The organism is Pseudomonas nitroreducens, from assembly GCF_010994165.1.
Taxonomy (GTDB): domain Bacteria; phylum Pseudomonadota; class Gammaproteobacteria; order Pseudomonadales; family Pseudomonadaceae; genus Pseudomonas; species Pseudomonas nitroreducens.
The window spans coordinates 651,799-678,409 of record NZ_WMBX01000003.1 but is presented as its reverse complement, the minus strand read 5'-3'; the positions used below and the strand labels follow the sequence as shown (position 1 = coordinate 678,409).

The window sequence follows — 26,611 nt, the reverse complement described above, 5'->3', positions numbered from 1 at the left end:
TGTGGATAACAAGCAGATCAGGGAATCACGAACCCAACCTCGATATTGCCGCGAGTCGCCTTGGAGTACGGACAGATCTGGTGAGCCTCATCGACCAGCTTCGCCTTGTCCTCGGCCTGCAGCCCCGGCAGGTGCACGGTGAGCTGGGCAGCCAGGGCGAAACCGCCGTCGGCGGTGTTGCCCAGGGAGACTTCGGCGTCCACCGCCACATCGGCTGGCAGGCGCACGTTCAGTTTCTGCCCGGCGCGGCGCAGGGCACCGATGAAGCAGGCGGACCAGCCAATGGCGAACAGTTGCTCGGGGTTGGTGCCGGGGCGGCCGGAACCAGGCGGGCTCAGGGGCAGATCCAGGTCAGCGTCGACAGTCTGGCCGCGACCATCGCGACCTCCGGTAGTGTGGGTGTGGGCGGTGTAGATCACGCTTGCCAGGGTATCGGTCATGACGCTTCTCCTTCAGGGCGGGCCAAGGGGGGACGACGCGGTGTGGTGCAGTTGGGGCGGGTGCCGATCACCACGCCTTGCTCTTTCAGGCTGCGCAGCAGGGCGATGCCCTGCTCTTCGATGGCGGCCAGTTCGATGCCGGCGATTTCCGCCAGCGCCTTCAGGTGTTCGCGACCGGTCAGTTGCCATTGCTGCAGCGACACCAGCAGCGCATGGGCCAGCGGGGCCAGGCGCGAGAAGTGCACCTTCAGGTCCGCGCCGCGGCGTGCCAGCAGCAGTGTCGGCTCGGTCGGGGCTTGCAGCGGGATATGCTCCGGGCCGATGTGGCTGACCGGCCAGACGTAGGCCAGCGGCAGCGCGAGGCTGGAGAGCTGCGGTACGCCGTCGAGCAGGTCGCCGTCCGGATCGTGGGCCGGTTCGGCCTTGTCGCTGAGCAGCAGCGCGGTCTCGATCCATTCGTAGTGGGCCAGCTCGGCCACCCAGCCGGGCTGCTCGCCGCGGCTTTCGAGGTAGTCGACGAACTCGCCGGCAACCTCCGTGAAGAGCGGCGTCTGGCAACGGAAGCCGGCGTAGAAATCCTCGGTCAGCGCTTGCCAATGCTCGTGCGCGAGGCTGGCCTGCAGCACCGGGAAATTGCCGGCCAGCAGCGATTGCAGGTTGCCGAAGAACAGTTGCCGGTACACCGCCAGGCGCCGCGCCTCGATGCCGGGCGGCGGTTCATTGGCCTGCGGGTCGCGGATGAAGCGGGTCATGCGCAACTGCTGTTCGCGCAGGGACTCAGCCATGGCGCACCTCCGGCTGGCGAAAGGTGCTTTGCAGGCGGCGGATGTAGTCCACCTCGCCGAGCAATTCGGCGAGCGGCGGCAGGTTGAAGTCGCGTTCCAGCAGGGTCGGGACGGTGCCCAAATGCTGGTAGGCGCTGGCCAGCAAGGTCCAGACATCATCCTTCACCGCTGCGCCGTGGGTGTCGACCTTCAGGTCCGGCGCCTCGTCGTAATGCCCGGCGACGTGTAGGCAGACGACACGATCCGCCGGCACGCGGGCCAGGAAGCTGGCGGCGTCGTAGCCGTGGTTGTGGGCATTGACGTAGAGATTGTTGACGTCCAGCAGCAGGTCGCAGTCGGCCTCGCTCAGCACGGCGCGCAGGAAGTCGATTTCGCTCAGCGCCTGGTAGGGCGCGGCGTAGTAGGAGATGTTTTCCACGGCGATGCGGCGGCCAAGGATGTCCTGCACTTCACGGATGCGCCCGGCGATGTGCTGCACCGCTTCGTCGGTGAAGGGCATCGGAATCAGGTCGTAGAGGTGGCCGTCGTCGGAGCAGTAGCTCAGGTGTTCGCTGAACAGCGGCACATGGTGCTGGTCGAGGAACTCGCGGACACGGTGCAGGAACACGTGGTCCAGAGGCTCCGGGCCGCCGAGGGACAGCGACAGGCCGTGGCAGGACAGCGGGAAGCGTTCGGCCAGGCGCACCAGGCCTTCGCCATAGATGCCGCCGACACCGATCCAGTTGTCCGGGGCGACTTCGAGGAAATCCACGGCGCGGTCGTCCATTGTCAGCAGGTCGGGCAGCAGGGCGCGGCGCAGGCCGAGGCCGGCTCCATTGAGAGAAGTGGTCATGGCGGTCTCCTGGGCGAAGTGCCCTCCCCGGCCTGGGGCGCGGGGAGGTCTGCGGGAATGTCAGTTCCTGGCCTGGCTCAGCTTGCTGTAAAGGTCGGCCGGGAACGGCTTGCCGTTGGAGTCGAACTGGTTCTTGCGGAACTGGTAGACCTCGGCTTCGGAGAGGTAGCCGTCGTGGTTGGCATCGATGGCATCGAACTCGGCGTTGGCCTTGGGCGCCACGGCCAGCAATTCGGCGCGGGAGACGCGGCCGTCGTGGTCGGCATCGGTGCGGGCGAACGAAGCATCACCACACTTGCCCTCACCGCACTTGCCTTCGGCGCCAGTAGCCTTGGCCTGGGCGCCGTCGGCACCGCATTTGCCTTCGCCGCACTTGCCTTCAGTCTGGCTGGCCTTGGTTTGCTTGGCGGCGCCGCACTTGCCCTCGCCACACTTGCCCTCCCCGGCCTTGGCGGCGGAGGCCAGCTGGTAGCCCTGCGGCAGGGCTTCGACGGCGAAGGCGGAGGACGCCATGTTCAGGCCGCCGGCCAGGGCAACGGCGATCAGGCCAAGCTGGGATTTCGAGAGTCGAGTCATGGTGCTTCTCCAGATGCAATGGCGCGCTGGGCGCCGGGTCATGCCGCAAGGGCGAATCCCTGGAACGATGCTCTGGAGGGTTTTCCCTGCCGTCGCGGTGTGTCGTTCGGGTAGGGCTATTTCGCCGCAACGATGTATCGCGGGCGTATCGGCGACTGGAGGCTTTTGTATGCGTGTGTCCGCTCAGAGAGCGGCAGATACAAAGCAATACAAGCAGCGGGGATCTGGAGCGGGGAACGCTGCCGATGTCACAGCGGGGGAAAGGGAAAGGGCCGCAAGGCGGCCCATGCCTGGAGAGGCAGGACGATCAGCCCGCGCGCTTTGCAGCGATGGCGGTAACCTCGACCTTCATGCCCTCCACTGCCAGTTCGGCGATACCCACGGCGGCGCGCACCGGGTAGGGTTTGGCGAAGAAGCTGCAGTACACCTCGTTGAACGCGGCGCGATCGGCCATGCTGGTGAGGTAGATGGTCAGGTGCAGTACGTGGTCCAGGCCGCTGCCGGCCTTTTCCAGGGCGAGTTGCAGGCTGCGCAGGGTAGCTTCGCTCTGGGCCTTGATGTCGCCCAGCTCCAGGCTGCCGTCCTCAAGGGTGGGAATCTGCGTGGAAACCAGCAGGCCGCCGAAGCCGGCGACGTCGGAGGAAATGGATTCGGGGTCCGCGTCGGGGATGAAGGTAGGCGTCATGGGACAAATCTCTGCTGTCGATGAATGGGGCACGTCGCCGCACCAGGTGTGGCGGCCGGGTCGCGCAGCTTAGCCGTATCGCCCCGCCACGCGCCATGTCACCGTGCCCGCAGCCCCCGGAAACAGTGAAATGCCCAGTCCCGATAAAACTTGCGAAGCTGTTGTGTCAACTCGACAAAAGTCCTGATTATTACAATTCAGGATATAGACCTTCTCATAATCCGTGATTTAAACGGCGAACTCTTTGGGCATTATGACGTCGGCTCTTCCGCGTCTGGAGCAATTCGCGGGGGAATTAAAAGCCAGTTAACTGCAACAATGCCAACGCAACTTCCTGCGATTTTCCGCCGTGGTTAATCCATGTTCGGACTCATTGTGCCTGCCTATAAAAACGTCCGGCTCTCACGCTCTTAATCGAGCCGGTCCTCCAAGACTCTAGGGGCAATATCCATGAAGCACCTTAAACACAGCGCCATCGTGCTCGCTGTTTCCGCCGCCGCCAGCCAGTTCGCCGCTGCCGAGCCCTTCGTCACCGATCAGGCCGATGCCAAGGGCCTCGTCGAGGACGCCAAGCTCGACGTCCTGCTGCGCAACCAGTACTACGACCACGACGGCAAGAACGGCTTCGCCGACAACCGCGACTGGACCCAGGGCTTCCTGGCCAACTTCTCCTCCGGCTACACCCAGGGTACCGTCGGCTTCGGCGTGGATGCCTTCGGCTACCTGGGCATCAAGCTCGACGCCGGCCGCGGCCGCGCGGGCACCGGTAACCTGCCGGTAGGCAACGACGGCAAGCCGGACGACGACTACGGCAAGGCCGGCGGCGCGCTGAAGGTGCGCATCTCCAAGACCGAGCTGAAATTCGGTGACATGCAGCCGACCGCTCCGGTGTTCGCCGCCGGCGGCACCCGCCTGATCCCGCAGACCGCTTCGGGCTTCAACCTGCTGAGCAGCGAGATCGAAGGCCTGGACCTGGAAGCCGGGCACTTCACCTCTGGCACCAGCCCGGTCACCACTGCCCGCGACGGAGGCCTGTGGGCGGCCTACGCGGTACGTGAAACCAGCGACGTCGACTTCCTCGGCGGCAAGTACGCGATCAACGACAACCTGAGCGTTTCGCTGTACGGCTCCGAGTTCAAGGACATCTGGCGCCAGTACTACGGCAACCTGAACTGGGTGCTGCCGGTCGCCGATGACCAGTCGCTGGCCTTCGACTTCAACATCTACCGCACCAACGACGAAGGCCGGGCAGAGGCCGGCGAGATCAGCAACACCACCTGGTCGCTGGCAGCCGCCTACTCCTTCCTGCAGGCACACACTGTCACCCTGGCCTACCAGAAGGTGCACGGCGATACGCCGTTCGACTACGTGGGCTTCGGCGACGACGGCGCCGGCGCCACCGGTGACTCGGTATTTCTCGCCAACTCCGTGCAGTACTCCGACTTCAACGGTCCGGGCGAGCGCTCCTGGCAGGTTCGCTACGACCTGGCGATGGACACCTACGGCGTGCCGGGCCTGAGCTTCATGGCCCGCTACATCAACGGCACCGGCATCGACGGCAGCCACGCCGACGCGGATGGCGCCTACGCCGGTCTGTACGGTGAGGACGGCAGCCACCACGAGACCGACCTGGAAGCCAAGTACGTGGTCCAGGGCGGCCCGGCGAAGGACCTGTCCTTCCGCCTGCGCCAGGCGTTCCACCGCGCCAATGCCGACCAGGGCGAGGCGGACAACAACGAGATGCGCCTGATCGTCGAATATCCGCTGTCGATCCTGTAATCGACCCGGATATTTGCCACGATAATTGCGCGGGGCAACTTTCGGATTCGTCTGAATGTTCGCCCCGCGTTCGGGTGAGATTATTACGCCCGGACAGAAAGTCTCTTCCCGGAATGACGGTTTATCCCGCGGCTGCAACTTTCTAGAATGACCCCATCTTCCCGCTTCCGCACTTTCCCTGCGGAAGACAACTCCTGACGTTGATATTGTGATTGCTCCTTCGACGTCCTTCGAGCCGCTCCTCTGGAGCGGCTTTTTTTATGCCCGTTACTATCGCTCGGCAAACCGCCTGAACAAAAAGTGATCGAATCCAACGGTGCGGCGGTCCAACTCTCCGACAGCGTGGTAATCCTCACGCGCCCCCCGGAGGCACCTCACCATGAGCGCAATGACCCTCGAAGGCTGGTGCAAGACCACCGCCGAGCAGAAACCCACGCCGCTGGAAGACATCCGCTTCTACCTGACCGACCAGGACCGCCTGCACCTCGAACAGGCCGAGGTCTACCTGCAGGAGAACGGCCAGCGGGAAATGATGGTCGATGCCGACCTCGACACCCTCGATCTGCACATGCCCGAAGGCTACGGGCCGCTCGCCGACTGCATGTTCCGCGTGTACCTGGGCGGAGTGGAACACCGTGGGCAATTCCACCTGGTGGGCCACCGGGCCAGTGATGGCAGCCTGATCTACACCAACGCCGTGCTGATCGACCAGTTGATCAACTGACACCGCCCCTCGCCCGCCGCAGGCCCGGCGGGCGAGCGCGTTCGTCGCTCTTGTCGCCAGCGGACATTGTGGCCGCTCAACTGCCGTGATTTCATAAAGCCACCTGCGTCCGTGTGCCGCATGTCCGGCACGCGACTCAATCCAGAACCACGCCCATCCTCCGTTGAAGAAGCTGCTATCGGATGCGAACTTCCAGTAAACCTGGGGTAAAGGAGCACGGGCGATACGACGGTCTGCTACGTCTCGCCCGCCACGCGGGTGGCGATTGCGCCGTCCTGCTCATCGACATGCACGGCCAGTTGCTCGGCCACCTCGGCATCGAGAGCGCCGTTGCCCTCTCCCTGACCACCCTGCTTTCCCTCGATGCCGCCGCCACGCCCCTGCACCAGCACGGCCGCGAGCTGCACCTGCTCTCCAGCGAAACACTGCGCGACGAGGAAGGCTTTCCACGGGCCCGACTGCTGCTGCTTGGCAATGGCGACAGAGCGCTCAGCCAGGACCAGCAAGCCCTGCTGGCGGACGTGCTGGATCTGGGCGAAGCCCTGCTCGGACGTGCCGGCGCGCCGCAGCGGGAAAGCGAGCGGCGCATGGCCCTGGCGGTTGACGGCAGCGGCACCGGGATCTGGGACCGCCACGTAACCACCGGCCAGATACATTACTCCAGCGCCTGGAAATCACTGCTGGGCTACGCCGACGACGAAATCGGCAGTTGCATAGAGGATGCCTATACCCGCATCCACCCGGACGACCTCGACTATGTGCAAAGCGCCATGCGCGACCACTTCGAGGGCCGTACCGAATCCTATGAAGTGGAACACCGGCTGCAGCACAAGGACGGCCACTACCTCTGGGTCTGCAGCCGCGGCAAGGTGGTGGAGCGCGATGCCGCCGGCAATGCCCTGCGCATGCTCGGCACCACCACCGACATCACCGCCCTGCGCGAGGTCGCCGAACAACTGCGCGAAAGCGTGCAATTGCTCACCGACCTGACCAACGAAATCCCCGGCATGGTCTTCCAGTTCCGTCGTTTGCCTGACGGCACCGGCACCTTCCCCTACGTCAGCGCCGGCGTGCTGGACATCTATGGTGTATTGCCCGAAGAGGTTCGCAGTGACTCCAGCTTCCTGCGCCAGGTGATCCACCCGGAAGACCTGGACGCCTGCCTGGCATCCCTGGAGACCTCCGCCCTCCAGATGCAGCCCTGGCGCCACGAGTACCGCGTGATGATTCCCGAACGCGGAGTGTTCTGGCGGCAAGGCAATGCACACCCCAAGCGGATAGAGGATGGCAGCCTGATCTGGCACGGCTTCATCACCGACATCACCGAACGCAAGCGCATCGAAGCCGAGCTGCAACTGCTGGCGACGACCGACTACCTCACCCAGTTGCCCAACCGTGGCCACTTCATGCACCTGATCGAGGCCGAACTGGGCCGCGTGCAGCGAAGCGTGGAACGCAGCGCGGCGATCCTGATGTGCGACATCGACCACTTCAAGGCGATCAACGACCGTTGGGGCCATGCCGTGGGTGATGAAGCGCTGCGCCACTTCGCCGGCATCCTGGCCCGGGCCATCCGTCGCGTCGACTTCGCCGGCCGCATGGGCGGAGAAGAATTCGCCGTGGTGCTGGGCGACGCCGACCTCGGCAGTGCCGAGGTGTTCGCCCAGCGCCTGCAGCAGCAACTCGCCGACCAGCCGCTGATGCACGCAGGCCAGCGCATACCGCTGACCATCAGCATCGGCGTCGCCGTCCTGGAATCCGGCGACAGTTCCGCCGAGGTCGCCCTCTCCCGCAGTGACAGCGCCTTGTACCGGGCCAAGCAGAACGGCCGTAACCGCGTCGAATGCCACTGACGGCAAACCCGCGAGGCAGAGCGCGCCGCCCGGCGCGCCTGTGGATGATCCCGCACAGCGCCATGAAAAAATGTGCAGAATTTTTCACCATTAGCGCCGAACGTTTTAAATAATGGACTTTTCAGCACGCACAGCTATTTGAAAATATCCTTCAAATACAATCACTTAAAATAATTGTCAGACAAGATATCGGCCATTATTTTTGACGCCCTCCGTCGAATTCGTTTGACATATTTAACGGCTCTGGCAGGCTGGTAGGCAGGTTTCGACCGGGAAACTTCGCCTTCTGTGCGCTCCCGGCAGTGCTCGAGGCCTCAGGTAGCGCGCCTTTCCGCTGCGCGCCTGCACAAAAACGATGGGCTGCAGCCCGTCCAAAGGTGACATATGTCCAACAGCAACATTGGCAACAAGAAACAGACCCTCCGAAAACCCGTCGTCCTGATGTCCATGGGCAGCCAAGAGCGCAAAGGCCACGACTATCAGGTAATGACCCACAAATACATCGTGCCCCTGGTCGAACAGTCCGATTGCGTGCCGGTGCTGGTACCGACCTGCTGCGGCATCGAAGACCTCGAGCAATACCTGGACATGGCTGACGGCGTGTACCTGACCGGTGCCGGCAGCAACATCGATCCGACCCTGTATGGCCAGGAGAACGAGACTCCCGGCAAGGGCCAGGACAAGGACCGCGACAACTTCGACATCCCCCTGATCAAGGCCGCCATCGCGCGTGGCCTGCCGATCTTCGGCATCTGCCGCGGCATGCAGGAAATCAACGTGGCCCTGGGCGGCGATATCTACCAGAAGGTCTACGCAGAACCCGGCTTCAATGACCATCGCGAGAATCCCGAAGACCCGGTCGACGTGCAGTACAGCCCGGCCCACGGCGTTCGCCCGAAAGCGGGCAGCTGGTTGCAGCAGCTGCTGGGTGACGAGATCCGCGTCAACTCGCTGCATGGCCAGGGCCTGAAGAACCTCGGCAAGGGCATCGAAGCCATCGCCCACGCCGAAGACGGCCTGGTCGAGGCGATCCATGCGCCGACCCTTTCCTCCTTCCTCTTCGCGGTGCAGTGGCACCCGGAATGGCAGGCGGCGAAGAACCCCGACTCGGTGAAGATCTTCCAGGCTTTCGGCGATGCTTGCCGTCAGCAGGTGAAGAAGAAGCAGGCGCGCCAGCTGGCTGCCTGATTCGCTTTCCGCGTCATGAAAAAGCCCGGCCTTGTGCCGGGCTTTTTCTTTGGCGATCCCGACTGCGACATACCCGCTCATCGATGGGTATCGCGTCGCTCCACAGCATCCTGCGTCCGGTTCCACCGGCCATGATGGAGCGAGGTCGCAGGATGGGTGGAGCCTGGGCGATACCCATGCGGAAAACGTCATCAGCCGCGCGAATGGCGCACCCTGCACGCCCTTGAGGGCGCATCGGGCTAACCTTGGCGGTCAGCGATTACGCTTGATCGACCAAGGAACTGCCATGAGCAACGATCTTTTCTCCCTCGCCGGCAAGACCGTGCTGGTCACCGGCGCCTCCAGCGGTATCGGCGCCCATCTGGCCCGCGTGGCTGCACAGGCTGGCGCCCGCGTAGTGCTCGCGGCGCGGCGCACCGAGCGGTTGGCGCAGCTTGCACAAGCCATTCAAGCCGAGGGCGGCGAGGCACACGCCGTGGTACTGGACGTGACCGATCGTGCCAGTGTCGAGGCCGCGTTCGACAGCGCCGAGGCGCAGTTCGGCGTGGTCGACGTGGTGCTGAACAATGCCGGCATCGGCAACGGCCAACGCGCTCTGGAAGTCAGCGAGGAAGACTGGCGCGCCATGCTCTCCACCAACCTCGACGGCGTCTGGCGCGTCGCCCAGTGCGCAGCGCAACGCCTGGCCAAGGCCGGGCGCGGCGGCAGCATCGTCAACATCGCCTCGATCCTCGGCCTGCGCGTGGGCGGCGGCTACAGCCACTACTGTGCGGCCAAGGCCGGCGTGGTGCAGCTGAGCAAATCCCTGGCGCTGGAACTGGCGCGCTTCAACGTGCGGGTCAACGCCATCGCACCGGGTTACTTCAAGACCGAGATGAACGACGCCTACTTCGACAGCGACAAGGGCCAGGCGTATATCCGCGACACCGTCCCGATGCGCCGCCTGGGCCAGCTCAAGGAACTGGAAGGCCCCTTCCTGCTGCTGGCCAGCGAGGCCGGCGCGTTCATGACCGGTGCCGTGCTGGCGGTGGACGGCGGGCACCTGGTGAGCAGCCTCTAGCTACTCGCCCAACTCGAGAATCCGCTGTTCGAGGAAGCGCCGTTCCGGCTCCAGCCTGGCCAGCGCCAGTGCGCGCTGATAGGCCTCGCGCGCCTCGGCGCGCCGCTCGAGCCGGCGACAGAAGTCAGCGCGGGCGGCGTAGGCCAGGTGGTAATCCTGCAAATCGCCACGGGCGAGGATCGCATCCACCTGCGCCAGCCCGGCTGCCGGCCCGTCACGCATGGAAAGCGCCACAGCGCGGTTGAGCTCGATCACCGGCGAGGGTTGCATCGCCAACAGGATGTCATAGAGGCCGACGATTTCCGCCCAGTCGGTACTGGCCATGTCCGGCGCGGCGGCATGTACCGCCGAGATCGCCGCCTGCAAGGTGTATGGGCCGGCGCGCCGGGTCGCCAACGCCGAGCTGATGAGCTGCTGGCCCTCGGCAATCAGCGCACGGTTCCACCCCGTGCGGTCCTGGTTTTCCAGGAGCACCAGCTCACCCTCATCCCCCGTGCGCGTTTCGCGTCGCGATTCATGCAGCAGCATCAGCGCCAGCAAGCCCATCACTTCGGCTTCGGGTAGCAGTTCGAGCAGTTGCCGGCCAAGACGTATGGCTTCAGCCGACAAGTCGGTACGGGTCAACGAGTCGCCGGCGGAGGCCGAGTAACCCTCGTTGAACACCAGGTAAATGACCCGAAGCACGCTGGCAAGACGCTCGGGCAGCTCCGCCGCTTCCGGAACCTGATAAGGAATCTGCGCATCGCGAATCTTCGCCTTGGCGCGCACGATGCGCTGGGCGATGGTCGAGGGCGTCGCGAGGTACGCGCGGGCGATCTCTTCGGTCTTCAGGTCGCAGACCTCGCGCAGGGTCAACGGCACCTGGGCGTCTGCCGGCAAGGCCGGGTGGCAGCAGGTGAAGATCAGGCGCAGACGATCATCCTGAACGCTCTCGTCCGCCAGCTCCTCCACCGATTGAGCGTCGACTTCCAACTGCTCGGCGATCTGCACCAGGGAGGCATCGAAACGCGAGCGCCGACGCAAGCCGTCGATGGCCTTGAAACGCCCGGCGGAGACCAGCCAGGCGCGCGGGTTGGCCGGCACACCGTCGCGCCGCCACTGGTCCACGGCGGCGACGAAGGCTTCATGCAGCGCTTCTTCGGCCAGGTCGAAATCCCCCAGCAGACGGATCAGCGTCGCTAGCACGCGGCGGGATTCGCGGCGGTAGATATCGTCGACGACATCGCGCAAGGCCTGAGGGGCGTATTCATGCATGGGAAGCGTCGGTCCGTGGGCAGCAAAGGTACGCCTATCCTGCACGGATTTTCGGCCAATCAGGAACAGATCGGACAGAGAGCTCGTTGCATGGCGTTGGGCCGGACATTGTGCGTTTCACCTTCCCAGGTTCCATTCACCACACCGCAAGGAGAACGCGACGTAGCGTGGCGAATGGCGAGTTTCAGAAACGTCTTAACGCGTGGACCGACAGACGGCGGCTCTAATAACCGAAAGCTCCAGTTCGAGAGCTTTTCGAGATCCAGCGAGTAACGTGCCTTGGCCATCTTTGGAAAACTAGCAGACTTCTCTGTCAGGGAAATCCTCTCCGTCATCGGTGGGCGGTCCGGCAATCTCTTGATCGAAAACGACGGGGGCCATCGCCTGCGCGTGCACCTGTCCGGTGGACGCATCACCCATGTCAGCTTTGAGCGCACGCTCGAGTCTTCCCACGAAATCTCACTGCTGCTCAAGCGCCTGGGCGAAGCACAGGGCTCCTTCCACTTCGACAACCATCCGGACGATTCCGCCCCCTGCGGTTCGCTGTCACTTAACTGGGAAGAACTGCTGCTGCCCGCGGAAAGCGAGCGGCCGACCGACGAGCTGCCGCATCCGCAGACCCGCTTCATGCTGATCAAGGGGCGAAACGTGAAACTGCCCCACGCCCTCAACGAGTTCCTCGTGCGCAGCAGTCACTTGCTGGAGCGCGGCACCAGCGCCGAGCATCTGAGCGGCAAGCTGGGCATGCCGCTGGAAACCGTGCAGCTGCACCTCAAGCAGTTGCGCGAGGTGAAGAAGATCTGGCCCGTCCGCGCTTACTCGGAACACCAGCATGCCCCTCACACCCAAGAAAAAAACTCCCTCGCCAAACGCCTGCTGGGACGCTTTCTGAAATGAAATCGATCGTGAAAATCCTGGTTTCGGGCCCGGTTGGCGCCGGGAAAACCACCCTGATCCGCACCCTCTCGACCATCCCTGTGGTCAACACCGACGAGCTCAGCAGCGAGCAGATCGGCAAGAGCCAGACGACCGTGGCCCTGGACTTCGGCCAGATGGACCTGGGTGACATCAGCCTGCACCTGTTCGGCACGCCCGGCCAAAGCCGCTTCGACTTCATGTGGGAAGTCCTCAGCGAAGGCGCATTCGGCATGCTCCTGCTGGTCGCCTGCAACCGCCCGGGAGACTTCCCCAACGCCCGGCGCATTCTCGAATTCGTCACCAGCCGCCACCCCATTCCCTTCCTCATTGCCCTGACACACGGCGATGTCGCCACCGACGCATGGATGCCGGAAGACATCGCCGCCTACTTCGGCATACCCGCCGGGCAGGTCGTCTCGATCAATCCCGAAGTCCGGGAGAGTGCCGAACTTGCCCTCATTCAGCTGGTACGCCAGCTGTGCATCTAACGACAGAAAACGCTTCTCGGGAGGAGGTTTCACCATGAGTAAACAATCGGAGTTACTGGCGGCGCTCGATCGCCTGAACAAAGCGATTCCCTCGATCAAGGGCAGCCTGCTGAGCACGCTGGATGGCATTTCCATCGTTCAGGTCATCAATGATCAGGCAGTCGACCCCGCTCGCGTCGCAGCCATGTCCGCCACCGCCATCGGCGTCGGCAAGCGCATCAGCGAATCGCTGAAAGTCGGCAGCACCCGGGAGATCAGCCTGCAGGCCAGCGAAGGCCGAGTGTTCATCTACCTGGTGGGCAACAAGGCCTGCCTGTCGCTGGTCACGCTGCCCGACAGCAATACCGGCCTCATTCAGCTCGAAGTGTCCGACACCATCGAGCAACTGAACGCAATTCTTTAAAAAGAGCAGACCATGAGCGAAGACCGCAAGAGCTGGGAGACCAAGAACGAGTTCATCGTCAAGGAGCTTCTGCAACTGATCGATATCTCACCGGAAGAGTGCGCCGTGCTGGCCAGCCTGCAGCCGCAGGCGAAAGCAGCTGCCGAGCAGTTGGTGGTGGATTTCTATGACCGCCTGCTCAAGCACGAGGCGACCCGCGAGTTCATCACCGACAGCAAACGACTGGGCACGACGCTGGCGGCCTGGTTCACCGAACTGTTCGGCGGCCAGTACGACGACGCCTACGCACTCAAGCGCCTGAACATCGGCATGGTCCATGTCCGGATCGGCCTGCCGGTGCGCTACCCGCTGGCGATGCTCGACGTCATCGCGCTGCATGGCGAAAAGGTTGCCGCCAGCAAGGGGCCGGGGGCCATCGCCGCCTTCCGCAAGATCCTGGCACTGGACGTGGCCACCTTCAACCAGTCCTACGAAAGCAACCAGCTCAGCCACCTGGCGGAACTGACCGGCAGCGAGCGCCTGGCCCGCCGCCTGCTCGCCGGCATGTAACGAGCCGAGCCGGCCAGCCTCGCCGGCGAGGCGGTCGAAGCGATGGATCGCTTCACCCGCAGGAAGAGGAGACCGGGCCAGCACCGCCTCAACCGGCTTGCTCCAAGCCCTCCCCGGGAAGGAGAGGGCTACGGAGAAGGCGCGTTTTTGCAGGAACGCGCCGGCTCCTGCCGATACCGGTTCGGCCAACCTCAAGGCTTGGCATCGAACAACAGTTTCCCCGTCGCTGGGTCGAACGGAATGGAGAAGTGCTCGTGGGCGATCTTCCACTGCCCCGCCTCGCGCCGCAGGCCCACCGTCACCCGCGCCCAGGAGGCGTTGTGCTGGCCCTTGTCGTCGGTGCCGCCACAGTAGGCGAGGTAATGCCCGAAGGCCGTCTCGCTACCCCTCTCGAAGCTCAGCTGGTGAATCTCGAAGGTGGTTTCCTTGCACATCTGCGTGCAGTCGCGCCAGTGGCTGGCATAGGCCTCGACGCCCTGGAATTGCAGTTGCTTCACCGCATCGAAGGCGAGGATGTCACGGGTGTAATGGCGGGTGATGCCTTCCACGTCGCAGGCGCGCACGGCTTTCAGCCAGCTCTCCAGCAGCGCGTGAAGTTCGGCGTGGCCAGCGTTCATTTCAGCGGCAGTCATGGGATCTCTCCTGCTCAGGCTTCAGGAACCGCAGCAGTTGGGCGACTGCGGGGCTTCGTCGTATTCGTCATGGAAGCGCGTCCAGTTCATGCCCTTGCCCTGGTAGTCGGGCATGCCGCCCCAGCCTTCGCCACGCCCCAGCGGGGTGAGGTCGAGCAGGTGGTAGGTGAGCAGCGGCGCTTCCAGCCCGCGACCGTAGGTCGAGTAGCTGTGGAAAACCTGGTCGCCGTCGCGCAGGAACACGCTCATGCCTGGCTGCTCGCCGCGCACATGGTAATCCTGGCCCAGGCTCTCCAGCTCCGCCTTGTCGCGATAGTTGTATTCGACCGGCGCGACGGACTCGTCGACGCTGACGTGGAAGTCATAGTTGAAGTCGCTGCCAAAGGACGAATACCAGGGGAACTGCCAACCCATGCGGGCACGGAATGGCGCTATCTCTTCCAGCGGTGCGCGGGACACCATGGCGAAGGTGGTGCCACGGGCGTGCAGGTGCTCCAGGCGGCCAAGATTGTCGATCAGGTAGGAGCAGCCCTCGCAGCCCAGTCCCGTGTCGCGATGGAACATGAAGTGATAGACGATCAGCTGCGGCCTGCCCTCGAACAGGTCGAGCAGGCGCAGCGGGCCGTGTGCGCCTTCGAAGCGGTAGTCCCTGTCGATACGCACCACCGGCAGCTCGCGGCGCTGAGCGTTGAGCGCGTCGCGGGCCTGAGTGGCGGCCTTTTCCTGCTCCAGCAGACGTATCCGCGCCTGGCGCCAGGCAGCCTGGGAAACAACGCGGGGAAAATCTTGATTGGCCAGTTTCATGTTGCACGCTCCTGGGGACGCTCCTGAGAAAGCCCCCGTTGCTCGTTGGGCCGGGCGCGGCGCTTGCCGCGCAGACGGGTGACGGCGAAGGCACTGACGCCGCCGGCGGAAAGGACACTGGTCACGGCCAGCGTCAGGGTCGATACGCACAGAGGGCACATGGCTCGCCTCCTTCAGGTTGCCGCTTGCATCAGCCCTTCTCGGCCAGCACCTTGAGGTTGGCCAGGCCCGCCTCGAAGTCCTTGCCGACCATGCGGTCCACATCGATGAACAGGTGCATGATCTTCGCCACGAAGGGCACCGGGCCGAACATCGCCCAGGTCACCTCGGTGCCGCCCTCGCGCGCTACCAGGGTGAACTCGGCGGTGTTGCTGGCCTTGAATGGTTTGAGGAAATCCAGGGCGATGGTGGTGCGGCGGCCAGGGGCGTTCTCGACGATCTCCATCCGCCCTGAGCCGGCCTTGCCGTTGCCGTCCCAGGCATAGACCGCGCCGCGGCCTTTCTCGGCGCCGGAAAGGGTGCGCTGCATACCCGGATCGAGTGCTTCGTAGGGCGACCATTGCCGCCACCGGTGGAAGTCCTCGATATAACCCTGGACCTTTTCCGGCGGCGCCTGGATGCGCAGGCTGCGCTCCACGCGGAAGGTGTCCGGGCGATTCGCCGCCAGCACCAGGACCGCCGACACGGCCAGTACCACCACCAACGCCATCCACTTGAGCATTCCATTCTCCCGCTGTTGCTTTCATAGGAAACGCCGGGCCTCAGCGCCCGGCGAAGTGACGGTCCCAGTCGCGCACCGGGCGGATTTCCACGGCGCCGAGGCGGCCGCTGGGAATCCTCTGCGCGACCTGCAACGCCTCGTTGAGGTCGCGGGCATCGATCAGCACGAAGCCACCGAGGTACTCGCGGGTCTCGGCGAACGGTCCGTCGGTGATCGACAGCCCCTGATCCCCGTGGCGCAACGTGGTCGCGCGCGCCACCGTCTCCAGCGCCTCGGAGGCGAGCACCCGGCCGGCACGACGCTGGTATTCGTCATTGGCGAAACACTCGTCCATCAACCGCCGGTATTCGGGGCCGGACAGGCTGGAGAGGCGCTGGTCGTCCACGTAGATCAGGCAGAGGTACTTCATGGTCGTCTCCCCACGCAGTGCGCTGGCTGTTACCCCATAGTCGAAGCGCGCAGGCGGGAATCGACAAGCGGGAAAAAGTTTTTTCGTGCGACAGGTGACCATGCTCCGCTGAACCGCACCCAAGCGCTCTGCCTCGGGCTTGAGCACCGCTCGTCAGGCAACGGACCCGCGCCTGCTTGCGCTTTCAGATTCGTCTCAGAGCGTTTCTGACACCGCACAGGGAAGATTGACGCGGGAAAAACCTGACCATGGAGCTCAAGAGAATGAAACTTCACGCAACCGCCCTGGCTATCGCAGCGACCCTCGCTGTGCCGGGCTTTGCCTTTGCCGCCAACACCATCAACTTCAGCGGTGAAGTCACCGACCAGACCTGTTCGGCTGTCGTCGACGGCAACACCGACCCGACCGTGATCCTCGACAGCGTGCCGGTCAGCGCCCTGAACGGTGCCGTCGGCCAGACCACCGGCGAGACCAGCTTCACCCTGCAACTGACCGGTTGCGCCGCCCCCAGCGGCGCCGACGAGCACTTCACCACCCTGTTCCAGGCCACCAACGCCACCGCCTCGGGCAACCTGACCAACACCGCTTCCAGCGGTGCGACCGGTGTAGCCCTGCAACTGCTCGACGGCCCGGCCGGCACTCCGGTGAACCTGGCGGGCGGCGCTGCCGTGGCAGCCGGTGACATCGTCCTGGCCGACGGTGAAACCAGCGCCAGCTACGACTATGCGGTGCAGTACATCTCCGAAGCGACCACTGTGACCCCTGGTCCGGTACTCGGCTCGGTGACCTACACCCTGCGCTACGAGTGATACCCCGCGGCACCGCCCCCCGGTGCCGCTTCCCCCCATTGCGCCGCGTCGTTCAGGGGTGACCGCCCGCGGAACGATCCGGCAAGACAGGTGAACCGGATGAACGCCCTCCCACTTCGCGCGGCGACGCTCGCCCTCGCCCTGCTGGCATCCTTCACCGCCACGCTCGCCCAGGCCAGCGTGGTGATCACCGGCACCCGTGTCATCTACCCCGGCGACGCTCGGGAAAAGACCGTGCAGATGACCAACAAGGATGGTTTCCCCAACGTCATCCAGGCCTGGATCGACGTCAACGATCCCGCCTCCACGCCGGACACTGCCAAGGCACCATTCGTGGTGAACCCCTCGGTGTCGCGCCTGGCGCCCGGCAGCGGCCAGTCCCTGCGCATCCTCTACACCGGCTCCGGTCTGCCCCAGGACCGCGAATCGCTGTTCCACCTCAACGTGCTGCAGATTCCGCCGCGCAACGCCGCCAAGGCCGACCAGAACCAGATGCTGCTGATGCTGCGCAACCGCCTGAAACTGTTCTATCGCCCGGCGGGTATCGCCGGCAGCCCGGAGCAGTTGCCCGAGAAGCTGCGATTTTCGCTGGTGCAGAACGCTGGCAACTGGAGCGTGAAGGTCGAGAACCCCACCGGCTACCACGCCTCCTTCGGCGGCGCGACGCTCAGCGTCGGCGAGCGCCAATGGCAGCTGCAACCGAGCATGATCGCTCCCATGGGCCAGGCCCAATGGCAGGCGCAGAAGCCCTCGGCATTGCCCGCCGGCCCTGCTCGACTGTCCGCCCTGCTGATCAACGATTACGGCGCAAGAGTGGAACTTCGCCATGATCTGCCGCGTTGACCTCGGCCTTGGACCGCGGCTGCCCTTCGCCCTCGGATCACTCGCCATGGTGGCCGCAGGCCTGGCCCAGGGCGATGCGGACTACCGCTTCGACGACAACCTGCTGATGGGCTCGGGCCTCGCCGGCGGCAGCCTCGAGCGCTTCAACCGCGCCGACCAGGTGGACCCCGGCACCTATCACGTCGATCTCTACCTCAATGGCCAGTACGCCACCCGTGCCGAAGTGGAAATGCGCCAGCGCGGCGAGCGGACCGAGCCCTGCTTCAGCGAACGCTTCCTGCGCCAGAGCCTGGGTACGCGTCCCGACCCGAAGGCCGGCAAGGACGACCAGGGCATCTGCCTCTGGCTCACCGAGCGCCTGCCCGACTCGACCTGGAACCTCGACACCGCGCGCCTGCGCCTGGACCTCTCGGTGCCCCAGGCGCTGCTCGACATCAAGCCGCGCGGCTACGTCAGCCCGGACGAGTGGGACGCCGGCAGCACCATGGGCTTCGTCAACTACGACGCCAACCTCTACCGTTCGAGCTTCGAAGGCTCCAGCAGCGGCGGCGATTCGGACTACGGCTACCTCGGCCTGAACGGCGGTGTGAACCTCGGCCTGTGGCGCCTGCGCCACCAGTCCAACTACACCTACTCCAGCTACGCGGGGAATACCCGCAGCGACTGGAACAGCATTCGCACCTACGCTCAGCGCGCGCTCCCCGGCCTGCGCAGCGAACTGACCCTGGGCGACAGCTACACCGAGGGCAATCTGTTTGGCAGCCTGGGCTACCGCGGCGTACGCGTGGCCACCGACGACCGCATGCTGCCCGACTCGCAGCGCCAGTACGCGCCCCAGGTGCGCGGCACCGCGAACAGCAATGCGCGGGTGGTCATCAGCCAGAACGGCCGGAAGATCCACGAAACCACCGTGGCGCCGGGCCCCTTCGTCATCGACGACCTCTACGGCACCGCCTACGACGGTGATCTGGACGTACAGGTGATCGAGGCCGACGGCAGCGTCTCGCGCTTCTCCGTGCCCTTCTCCGCCGTGCCAGAATCCATGCGCCCCGGCCTCTCGCGCTACAGCGCCACGGTCGGGCAGGCGCGCCAGTATGGCGACGGCAACGACCTGTTCGGCGACCTGACCTACCAGCGCGGCCTGACCAACGCCCTCACCGCCAACCTCGGCGCGCGCGTCGCCGAGGACTACCTGGCGCTGCTCGGCGGCGGCGTGCTGGCGACGCCCTACGGCGCCTTCGGCATGAACACCACCTTCTCCAGCGCCACCGTGGAGAACAACCAGCGCAAGCAGGGCTGGCGCGTCGGCCTGAACTACAGCCGGACCTTCCAGCCGACCCAGACCACCCTGACCCTGGCCGGCTACCGCTACTCCACCGAAGGCTACCGCGACCTCGGCGATGCCCTCTCGGCACGCGATGCCAGCGACCATGGCGACACCTGGGACTCGAGCAGCTACAAGCAGCGCAACCAGTTCACCCTGCTGGTCAACCAGGGCCTGGGGCAGTACGGCAACCTCTACCTGTCCGGCTCCACCGCCGACTACTACGACGGCAAGAGCCGCGACAGCCAGCTGCAGGTCGGCTACTCCAACACCTGGCGGCAGCTCAGCTACAACCTCTCCTATTCGCGCCAGCAGACCACCTGGTACCGCGACGTGAATGACGACTACGACCCGTCGCAGCCGCCGCAGTACAACCTGCAGCACGGCAGCAACCGCAACAACACCCTGACCCTGAGCGTATCGATGCCGCTGGGCTCCACCAGCCGCGCGCCGAACCTCAGCGCCATGGCCTCGCGGCGCTCCGGCGACACCAGCGGCAGCACCTACCAGACCGGCCTCAACGGCACCCTGGGCGAAGACCGTACGCTGAGCTATTCGCTCTCCGCCGGGCGCGACAGCGAAGGCCAGGGCACCGACTTCAACGGCAGCCTGCAGCAGCAGACCTCGGTCGCCACGCTCAACGCCGGCTATGCCGAAAGCGCCAGCTACCGCCAGGTCAACGGCGGCATGCGCGGCGCGGCGGTGCTGCATAGCGGCGGCCTGACCCTGGGCCCCTACGTCGGCGATACCTTCGCCCTGGTGGAAGCCAAGGGCGCCAACGGTGCCGGTGTGCGCGGCGGCCAGGGCGCACGGGTCGACAGCAACGGCTACGCCGTGGTGCCCTCGCTCTCGCCCTATCGCTACAACCCCATCAGCCTCGACCCGCAAGGCATCGACGAGAACGCCGAGCTGGTGGAGACCGAACGCAAGATCGCGCCCTACGCCGGCGCTGCCGTGCGCGTCGAGTTCAAGACCCTGACCGGCCACCCGCTGCTGATCCAGGCCAGGCTGCCCGATGGCCAGCCGCTGCCGCTGGGCGCCGACGTGCTCGACGGCAATGGCGTGAACATCGGCATGGTCGGCCAGGGCGGGCAGGTTTATGCCCGTGCCGAAGGCGAACAGGGCCGGCTGCGCGTGCAATGGGGCGAGCGGGCGGAAGACAGCTGCTTGCTCCCGTACGACTTGAAAGGCGCCAACCTCGACCAGGTGCTGGTGCGCCTGCAGGCAACCTGCCTACCGGAGGCTTCATGAATCCCATGCTGCGCAGCCTGCCGCTGCTCGCCCTGCTGCTTGCGCCAACGGCCTGGGCCACCTGCTACAAGGTCACCAGCGTGGGCACAGCCACTACCACGCTGACCTACCAGATCCGCCCAGGCGAAGGCGTCGCCGGTGCCTGGCCGGGCGACGGCGCCTGCGATACCTGCAATGGCTCCCTCGGCCTGCCCAGCGTGATCAACGTCAGCGATGCCAGCTTCCAGCCCGACGGCACCCTGATCGCCAGCGCCGTGTCACCCATCACCCAGTACGGCAACTCCGCCGGCTACGACGCCGAGCGCGTGTTTTTCCGCTGCGCACCGGGAGACGCGGTCTACGAGATGTTCTCCACCAATGCCGACGACCTCTACAGCGGTTGGTACCAGGGCGGCGACAGCGTGGGCAACTCCATCGGCCTGCAATCCGCCTACCGCACCGCGTGGCCCAATGTGCTGCTGCGCCTGACCCACGTGGAAACCGGCCAGTACTTCACCGATGTCTGGCGCGAGCGTCAGCTCAGCGGGCTGGACATCGACTCGCGCGGTTTCCAGCTGGTCAAGGCGAAGAACCTCAGTGCAGTGCGCGCCGAACTCTTCAGGGCGCCGCTGGAGACCACCCAGGGTTATTCGCCGAATACGAAATCGCAGCTGTATGGCCGCACCCAGCCCGCCGGCTACATCGCCATCAAGGGGCCGGGTCTGAACTACCCCAACGTCGGCCAGACCCACTACGCCAACTACAGCGGCTGGCATTACAACTGGCCGGGGGCCATCGGCCTGTACGGTGACGTGACACTCAAGCGCTACCCGACCTGCGCCGTCACCAATGTCACGCCGCACGTGGTGTTTCCATCGATCTCCATCGGCGAGATCAACGCCGGAGCCAACCGCGAAATGCCCTTCCAGGTCGACTTCAAATGCCAGAGCGGCGTGCTCAGCAGCACCACCCCCAGCACCAGCCAATCGGGCACCAGTGGCACCGCGCTGGGCATCAAGGTCTCCGCCGGCGCGCTGGCCGCCTCCTCCGGGCTCGGGTTGGTCAATGCCAGCGGCGGACTGTCCTATCTGGTTTCCGACCGCTACGGCGAACCGGGCATGGCCCAGGGCGTCGGCATCCGCCTGCTGCGCAACGGCAGCGCGATGAACCTGCTGGCCAGCGAGGATTCCGCCAACGGCAGCAACGCCGAAGCGCGTGGCTGGTACCCGGTAATCGGCAACGCCTCGAACAAGACCGGCGAAGTGGGCGGCATCTCCCAGTACAGCGAGACGTTCCGCGCCCGCCTGGAAAAGCTCAGCCTCGGCAGCAAGCCCACCGTCACCCCTGGCCGCGTGGAGGCCACCGCGCAGGTGGTGATCCGTGTCCAGTAGCTGGCTGCGCGCCGCCCTGCTCGGCCTGGCGATAGTGGCAGGGACCAGTGCCCATGCCGGCGTCACCGCCGAACGCACGCGGGTCATCTTCGAGCAAGGCAAGCGCGAGACCTCGCTGGCACTGGTGAACCAGAACAGCTACCCGGTCATCGTGCAGACCTGGATCGACGACGGCGACCTCGACAGTGCACCGCAGACCGCCCAGGCGCCGATCATGCCGCTGCCGCCGGTGTTCCGCCTGAACCCCGGCCAGCAGCGCAGCCTGCGCCTGCTCCATACCGGGGAAAAACTGCCCACTGACCGCGAATCGCTGTACTGGCTCAACCTCTACGAGATTCCACCGCAGTCCAACGAGCCCCTGGCCGAAGGGCAGTCGCGCCTGACCGTCACGCTGCGCACCCAGATGAAGGTCATCTCCCGGCCAAACTCGCTGGCGAAAGACGCTGAAGAGGCTCCGCGCCAGCTGGTTTTCCGGCGGGCCGGCAATTCCGTGCAGGTGGAAAATCCCACCGCCTACTTCATCACCCTCGCCGGCGCCGAAGTGCGCCAGGGCAACACAGGTTCACTGCTGCCGGCCGAACTGCTCCCGCCGTTTTCGCAGCGCATGTTGACGCCCGCGCAGGGCTTGCCGGCGAACGCTGGAGAGGTGCGTTACCTGTGGATCGACGATGGCGGGAACAGCCAGCAGGGCGAGGCCGAGCTGCGCTGAGAGAGGCACCCGCCCGTACCGGCTGACGCCATCGTTTGTTTCTGCACCGAACAGTCCCCTCTCCCGCTTGCGGGAGAGGGTTAGGGTGAGGGGCTCTTGATCTGGCAGGTGTGGTGCCTCAGGAAGAGGGCAGTTGGCCTACCATGGAATTCAGCATCGGGGCAGTTCGCGAGCAAGCTCGCTCCTACAGGCGCATCCTGGGCCCGGGTTACTGGAACAGATTGGCCATCACGCAGAACGTCAGCAGTGCCTGGTCGGTGTCCACGTCCAGCTTGCGCATGGCGGAGATCTTCTGCGCGCTCACGGTCTTCACGCTGCGGTTGAGGAGCAGGGCGATATCGCGCACGCTCATCCCCGATACGAAATGGCGCAGCACCTCGTACTCCTTCACCGACAGGCTGGCGATGCGTCCCTCCACGTCGTCCCCGCTGGCCATCACGCTGTTCGAGGACTGCATGCCCGGCCCACGATAGATGCGGTCCTGGGTTAACGCCTTGAGCGCCACCAGGATCTCGTTGAGGTCACCGTTCTTCAGGATCACCCCCGAGACCCCCAGGTCGTAGAGGCTGGAGAGGATCAGCGGGTTGGACAGCATGGTGAGAATCAGGATGCGCGTGTCGGGGAAGTTGCGCAGCAGGTACTCGATCAGCTTGATCCCGTCGCCATAGGTCTGGTCGCCCGGCATGTTGTAGTCGGTGATGACGATGGCCGGGCGCTGCTCGCGGTACAGGGCCACCAGCTCGCTGGAGTTGTGCGCCTCGCCGATCACCTCGAAGCGATCGTCCCTCTCGATCACCTCGCGAACGCCCATCAGGACGATGGGATGGTCGTCCGCTAGTGCCACTCTGACTTTTTCCATGAGTTTCTTGAGTCCCAACGTTTGCGATCGTCGGTCGGCCACAGGGCACGACCACTATTCCAGAGTAGCCCCGGTTTCCGGACAGGCTCTCAGAGGCTGGCCAGGGCCGCCTCGATTCGTCCCAACAGTATGGTCACCGCCGCGGACAGTTCCGGCCCGGCGGGCTGCGCAATCAGCGCCTCCTCCACCGCACCGCAGGCATCACTGAGACCATGGGCCTGGACCACAGCCAGCGCGCCGCGCAGGCGGTGCACCTGCTGACGGACGGTGGCCAGGTCACCGGCCTGCAAGGCATCGGTTACGCCCTGCATATCCTGGCGCATGGTACGCAGGAACAGCTCGCGCATCTTTGCCGAGACCTGAATGCGGTCCTGTGCCGGCGCCACGGGCGTCTCTTGGCTTTCCGGCGGTTCGACCGCAGCATGGCCGCAAACCTTGAGCAGCCCGTCATGCAGCGTACGCAGGCTCATCGGCTTGACCAGCCAGGCATTCATGCCCACCGCCATGCAGCGCTCGCCCTCCTCGCGCAGGGCGTTGGCAGTGACGCCGATGATCGGCAGCCAGCTATCTTGCCGGCGCAGTTCCCCCACCAGTTCATAGCCATTCATCACCGGCATGTTCACATCGGTCAGCAGCGCATCAAAGGCGCCCGGCGCCCAGCGCTGCAAGGCCTCGCGGCCGTTGCTGGTGAGCGTGACGCGGCACCCCAGCTCTTCCAGCTGTTCCTTGAGCAGCGCCTGGTTGATCGGGTTGTCCTCGGCCACCAGTACCCGCAGGCCCAGCTTGCCCAGCCGGGCAACGCGCGGCGTCTGTCGGACCTCGCCATCCCCTCCCTGTTGCGCCAGGCGCAAGGCCTGGGCAATGCCGGCGAGGTGATAGAGACTGACCTCCCAGCCCTGCGCCGAGGCCTGTGGCTGCGCACCGGCCTCGGTCAGTGCGCAGACCCGCGCCCCGTTCCATAGTGGCTCATCTTCGGCACTCAGCAGGTCCAGCAGCACCGCGCCGGGCGGAACGGCCGGCGGCAGTTCGTCCTGAACCAGCGCCGAGCCTCCCCAGCACTCGATCCACGCCGCCAGACTCTGTGCCAGCTCCTTCACCGGTGCCCGCACGTAGATCGGTTGCGGCAACAGGGATGAGCCATCGACCAGCGGTTGCACGCGCTCCAGAGTCGGCAGTGCGAGGGTGAAGGTGAAGCTGCTGCCCAGCCCGGTTTCGCTCACCACACGCAGTTGGCCGCCCATCAACTGGCTGAGCCGCGCGCAGATCGACAGCCCCAGGCCGGTGCCGCTGACAGTGTGCTCATGACCATGGGCCTGGTAGAAGGGCTCGAACAGACGCTGCTGCTGGGCGTCGGACATGCCGATGCCGGTATCCGTCACCTGCCACTGCAGGCTTGTTTCGCCAGCCTCACCGATGACGGTACGCAAACGCAGCACCACACGGCCGATGTCGGTGAACTTCAGCGCATTGCTCAGCAGGTTGGCGAGAATCTGCCGGATGCGCACCGCATCGCCGCGCACCAGCCCCGGGACGTTCGCATCGATGCAGGCGTAGAGCTGCAACTGCTTGCCCTCGGCCACTCCAGCGTACCCGGCGACCACTTCCTCGGCCAGCTCCAGCGGGTTGAACTCCACTGCCTCCAGCGCCATCTGTCCGGCCTCGATCTTGGACACGTCGAGGATGTCGCTGATCAACTGCAAGAGGGTCGAGGACGAGCGCTGGATGGTGGCAAGGTAGTCGCGCTGCTGGTGAGTCAACTCGGTCAGCCCGAGCAGTTCCAGCGTGCCCAGCACGCCGTACAGCGGCGTGCGGATTTCATGGCTCATGGTGGCGAGGAACACCGATTTCGCCTCGCTGGCGGCATCCGCCGAGAGCTTGGCATCGGCCAGCATCTGCTGTGCCTGCTTGTGCGCGCTGATGTCGTTGAACGCGCAGAGCACCACGTTCTCGCCGCGATAGCGGGTCGGTGCGAAACTGGCATGCAATGCGCGCCCTTCCACCTCGAAGACCACTTCGCCGCTCATCTCGCCGCTGCGATCATCCAGGTCCCACTCCCGGCTGACGCGGGTAATGGCCTCGGCATCGCCCAGCCAGAGCTTGGCCAGCCGGTTCTGCATCACCACCTCGTGGCTGCCGTGGCGCAGCACGCACAGCGCCACCGGCGCGGTCTGGATCACCGCGCGGCTGAAAGCGTCGCTCTCGACGATTTCCAGGTGCGCGCGGCGCGCCGGCCTGATCACCCGTCGCGAATACCAGCGGATGGCAAACCAGCCGCCGGCCAGGCTGCCGAGAACCAGCAGCAGGCCGCCAAGGAACTGCCACTTGGCGTAGCGGAAGAAACTGGCGTAGCTCAGGCGATAGAGTGCGGTCCAGCCGCCGTCTGCACCGCTGTGCACCTTGAACACCATGCCCCCGGCACTCAGGTTCAAGCCCTCGTCGTAATCCCCCGCCGAGCCCACAGAGTCGATCAATACCCGCCCATTGGGCGAAATCAGCTCCAGTTGGTCGAACACCGGGCGGTCGAGAATCTGCTCGAAGTCGTTGATCCGCTCCAGGTCGAGCAGGGACACCGCCACCACCTGGCGATCCAGGTCCGAATCCCACCAGAGCTTGTCCGGCAGATCGACGCTGACGAACCCGAGCAGCTCACGCCCTGGCCCGCCGGTGTAGGACTCCGCCTGGGCCCAGTGCACTTGCGTGTCGCCGCGCTCCGGCTGGCGGATTTCCAGGCGATGGCGTACCTGGTCGACCACCGTCAGGTAGCTGCGCCGGGTCAGCGGGCGCTGGCCGCGGAAGTTGCCGATGGACGGCACCGCCAGGCTGGTCGGTCCGCGCAGATCGATCACCAGCACCTGCGGAGACGGGAATACCGACGTGCTCCAGTAGCTGCTGTAGAAGTTCGCCAGCATCACACCGAAGGAGAACGGCCCCGGCTTTTCCTGCGGGCCGATGTGGCGCACCTGCTGCGCCAGGGTGAAGGGCATGGCGAAAGAGAATTCGCGTCCCTCATGGATTTCCATGCCCTTCTCTCGGACCAGCATGCGGCGCTGCAGAGGGATGACGTTCAGGTCTTCGCGCTGGGTCGACTCATCGCTCTGCTGGGCGATGCGCGCCAGGAAAGCCTCGTGTTCATGGATATCACCCACCAGGCGGGTGAAATGGAAGTGCACCTTGTCACGCTCTTCCTGCACGACCCGGCCAAGCGCCCAGTAACAGGCGCCCACCAGCATCAGGGCGAGGGAAACGGCACAAAGCAGCACGACATTCAGGCGCAGCGAGGAGCTGGCCAGTTTACGAATCGAGCCGTGGTCATGTTCCTTCATGCAAAGCGTCCGGTATCGCGGAA

General features: G+C 65.1%; 27 protein-coding genes. 14 read left to right on the top strand and 13 right to left on the bottom strand.

Annotated elements, in window-relative coordinates; genetic code table 11:
- Positions 1 to 17 precede the first annotated feature (17 nt).
- The 5 genes from GJV37_RS16465 to GJV37_RS16445 all read right to left on the bottom strand — a co-directional run bounded on the left by GJV37_RS16465 (position 18) and on the right by GJV37_RS16445 (position 3,318).
- Entirely contained in the window at positions 18 to 440 is a 423-nt protein-coding gene (locus GJV37_RS16465; protein ID WP_024767559.1) for an organic hydroperoxide resistance protein, read from the bottom strand.
- Complete coding sequence (locus tag GJV37_RS16460; RefSeq protein ID WP_169888085.1) at positions 437 to 1,225, bottom strand: HvfC family RiPP maturation protein; 789 nt, start codon at positions 1,223 to 1,225, stop codon at positions 437 to 439. Before GJV37_RS16460 ends, GJV37_RS16465 begins: the two co-directional genes overlap by 4 nt.
- Positions 1,218 to 2,057, bottom strand: coding sequence for an HvfB family MNIO-type RiPP peptide maturase (locus GJV37_RS16455; RefSeq protein WP_193452739.1), 840 nt, complete (start codon positions 2,055 to 2,057; stop codon positions 1,218 to 1,220). The genes GJV37_RS16460 and GJV37_RS16455 overlap by 8 nt, the downstream gene beginning before the upstream one ends.
- 60 nt (positions 2,058 to 2,117) lie before the next feature.
- Entirely contained in the window at positions 2,118 to 2,633 is a 516-nt protein-coding gene (locus tag GJV37_RS16450) for an HvfA family oxazolone/thioamide-modified RiPP metallophore (RefSeq protein WP_024767556.1), read from the bottom strand.
- A gap of 307 nt (positions 2,634 to 2,940) precedes the next feature.
- Positions 2,941 to 3,318, bottom strand: a complete 378-nt coding sequence (locus GJV37_RS16445; RefSeq protein ID WP_024767555.1) for a RidA family protein — start codon at positions 3,316 to 3,318, stop codon at positions 2,941 to 2,943.
- Between the two features lie 450 nt (positions 3,319 to 3,768).
- On the opposite strand from GJV37_RS16445, the gene GJV37_RS16440 reads away from it, so the two are divergent.
- From GJV37_RS16440 to GJV37_RS16420, 5 genes are all read left to right on the top strand, one after another.
- Entirely contained in the window at positions 3,769 to 5,097 is a 1,329-nt protein-coding gene (locus tag GJV37_RS16440; protein WP_170859156.1) for an OprD family porin, read from the top strand.
- 379 nt (positions 5,098 to 5,476) lie between these two features.
- A complete protein-coding gene (locus GJV37_RS16435) occupies positions 5,477 to 5,821 on the top strand; it encodes a hypothetical protein (RefSeq protein ID WP_037008260.1) in 345 nt (114 codons plus the stop codon).
- A 182-nt stretch (positions 5,822 to 6,003) separates the two neighbouring features.
- Positions 6,004 to 7,674 (top strand): sensor domain-containing diguanylate cyclase, encoded by a 1,671-nt coding sequence (locus tag GJV37_RS16430; RefSeq protein ID WP_037008258.1) that lies wholly within the window; start codon positions 6,004 to 6,006, stop codon positions 7,672 to 7,674.
- A gap of 384 nt (positions 7,675 to 8,058) precedes the next feature.
- A complete protein-coding gene (locus GJV37_RS16425; RefSeq protein WP_024767552.1) occupies positions 8,059 to 8,862 on the top strand; it encodes a gamma-glutamyl-gamma-aminobutyrate hydrolase family protein in 804 nt (267 codons plus the stop codon).
- A gap of 286 nt (positions 8,863 to 9,148) precedes the next feature.
- On the top strand, positions 9,149 to 9,922 hold the full coding sequence (locus GJV37_RS16420) for an SDR family NAD(P)-dependent oxidoreductase (RefSeq protein ID WP_037011110.1): 774 nt from the start codon (positions 9,149 to 9,151) through the stop codon (positions 9,920 to 9,922).
- Here the strand turns inward: GJV37_RS16420 and GJV37_RS16415 are convergent, their stop codons facing one another.
- A complete protein-coding gene (locus tag GJV37_RS16415; protein ID WP_170859158.1) occupies positions 9,923 to 11,176 on the bottom strand; it encodes an RNA polymerase sigma factor in 1,254 nt (417 codons plus the stop codon). It lies immediately after the preceding gene.
- A gap of 279 nt (positions 11,177 to 11,455) precedes the next feature.
- On the opposite strand from GJV37_RS16415, the gene GJV37_RS16410 reads away from it, so the two are divergent.
- Genes GJV37_RS16410 through GJV37_RS16395 form a run of 4 tightly spaced genes read left to right on the top strand, consistent with a single transcriptional unit; the run spans position 11,456 to position 13,534 of the window.
- Entirely contained in the window at positions 11,456 to 12,073 is a 618-nt protein-coding gene (locus tag GJV37_RS16410; RefSeq protein ID WP_081754121.1) for a DUF4388 domain-containing protein, read from the top strand.
- A gap of 8 nt (positions 12,074 to 12,081) precedes the next feature.
- A complete protein-coding gene (locus GJV37_RS16405) occupies positions 12,082 to 12,582 on the top strand; it encodes a GTP-binding protein (protein ID WP_024767549.1) in 501 nt (166 codons plus the stop codon).
- Positions 12,583 to 12,616: 34 nt separating this feature from the next.
- Positions 12,617 to 12,985 (top strand): roadblock/LC7 domain-containing protein, encoded by a 369-nt coding sequence (locus tag GJV37_RS16400; protein WP_024767548.1) that lies wholly within the window; start codon positions 12,617 to 12,619, stop codon positions 12,983 to 12,985.
- Positions 12,986 to 12,997: 12 nt separating this feature from the next.
- The gene (locus tag GJV37_RS16395; protein WP_024767547.1) at positions 12,998 to 13,534 is read left to right on the top strand and encodes a protoglobin domain-containing protein; all 537 of its coding nucleotides are present in this window, start codon (positions 12,998 to 13,000) and stop codon (positions 13,532 to 13,534) included.
- A gap of 191 nt (positions 13,535 to 13,725) precedes the next feature.
- Here GJV37_RS16395 and GJV37_RS16390 read toward each other — a convergent pair whose 3' ends face one another.
- Genes GJV37_RS16390 through GJV37_RS16370 form a run of 5 tightly spaced genes read right to left on the bottom strand, consistent with a single transcriptional unit; the run spans position 13,726 to position 16,100 of the window.
- Positions 13,726 to 14,166 (bottom strand): YybH family protein, encoded by a 441-nt coding sequence (locus tag GJV37_RS16390; protein ID WP_169888098.1) that lies wholly within the window; start codon positions 14,164 to 14,166, stop codon positions 13,726 to 13,728.
- A 21-nt stretch (positions 14,167 to 14,187) separates the two neighbouring features.
- Entirely contained in the window at positions 14,188 to 14,970 is a 783-nt protein-coding gene (locus GJV37_RS16385) for a DUF899 domain-containing protein (protein WP_170859159.1), read from the bottom strand.
- Entirely contained in the window at positions 14,967 to 15,131 is a 165-nt protein-coding gene (locus GJV37_RS16380) for a hypothetical protein (RefSeq protein ID WP_169888104.1), read from the bottom strand. The genes GJV37_RS16385 and GJV37_RS16380 overlap by 4 nt, the downstream gene beginning before the upstream one ends.
- 29 nt (positions 15,132 to 15,160) lie before the next feature.
- Positions 15,161 to 15,691 carry an SRPBCC family protein gene (locus GJV37_RS16375; protein WP_084358309.1) on the bottom strand — a complete coding sequence of 177 codons (531 nt, stop codon included), beginning with the start codon at positions 15,689 to 15,691 and terminating at the stop codon, positions 15,161 to 15,163.
- A gap of 40 nt (positions 15,692 to 15,731) precedes the next feature.
- Complete coding sequence (locus GJV37_RS16370) at positions 15,732 to 16,100, bottom strand: YciI family protein (protein WP_037011118.1); 369 nt, start codon at positions 16,098 to 16,100, stop codon at positions 15,732 to 15,734.
- A gap of 263 nt (positions 16,101 to 16,363) precedes the next feature.
- On the opposite strand from GJV37_RS16370, the gene GJV37_RS16365 reads away from it, so the two are divergent.
- The 5 genes from GJV37_RS16365 (at position 16,364) to GJV37_RS16345 (ending at position 22,406) form a co-directional block, all read left to right on the top strand.
- The gene (locus tag GJV37_RS16365; RefSeq protein WP_170859161.1) at positions 16,364 to 16,909 is read left to right on the top strand and encodes a fimbrial protein; all 546 of its coding nucleotides are present in this window, start codon (positions 16,364 to 16,366) and stop codon (positions 16,907 to 16,909) included.
- 99 nt (positions 16,910 to 17,008) lie between these two features.
- A complete protein-coding gene (locus GJV37_RS16360) occupies positions 17,009 to 17,752 on the top strand; it encodes a fimbrial biogenesis chaperone (RefSeq protein ID WP_037008249.1) in 744 nt (247 codons plus the stop codon).
- On the top strand, positions 17,736 to 20,327 hold the full coding sequence (locus GJV37_RS16355) for a fimbria/pilus outer membrane usher protein (protein ID WP_169888109.1): 2,592 nt from the start codon (positions 17,736 to 17,738) through the stop codon (positions 20,325 to 20,327). Before GJV37_RS16360 ends, GJV37_RS16355 begins: the two co-directional genes overlap by 17 nt.
- Before the next feature lie 5 nt (positions 20,328 to 20,332).
- Positions 20,333 to 21,697, top strand: coding sequence for a fimbrial protein (locus tag GJV37_RS16350; RefSeq protein ID WP_425326840.1), 1,365 nt, complete (start codon positions 20,333 to 20,335; stop codon positions 21,695 to 21,697).
- Complete coding sequence (locus GJV37_RS16345; RefSeq protein ID WP_193452737.1) at positions 21,687 to 22,406, top strand: fimbrial biogenesis chaperone; 720 nt, start codon at positions 21,687 to 21,689, stop codon at positions 22,404 to 22,406. The genes GJV37_RS16350 and GJV37_RS16345 overlap by 11 nt, the downstream gene beginning before the upstream one ends.
- A gap of 208 nt (positions 22,407 to 22,614) precedes the next feature.
- Here GJV37_RS16345 and GJV37_RS16340 read toward each other — a convergent pair whose 3' ends face one another.
- On the bottom strand, positions 22,615 to 23,265 hold the full coding sequence (locus GJV37_RS16340) for a response regulator (RefSeq protein WP_024767537.1): 651 nt from the start codon (positions 23,263 to 23,265) through the stop codon (positions 22,615 to 22,617).
- A gap of 89 nt (positions 23,266 to 23,354) precedes the next feature.
- Positions 23,355 to 26,588: a hybrid sensor histidine kinase/response regulator gene (locus GJV37_RS16335; RefSeq protein WP_169888117.1), complete on the bottom strand. Its 3,234-nt coding sequence runs from the start codon at positions 26,586 to 26,588 to the stop codon at positions 23,355 to 23,357.
- Positions 26,589 to 26,611: the final 23 nt, after the last annotated feature.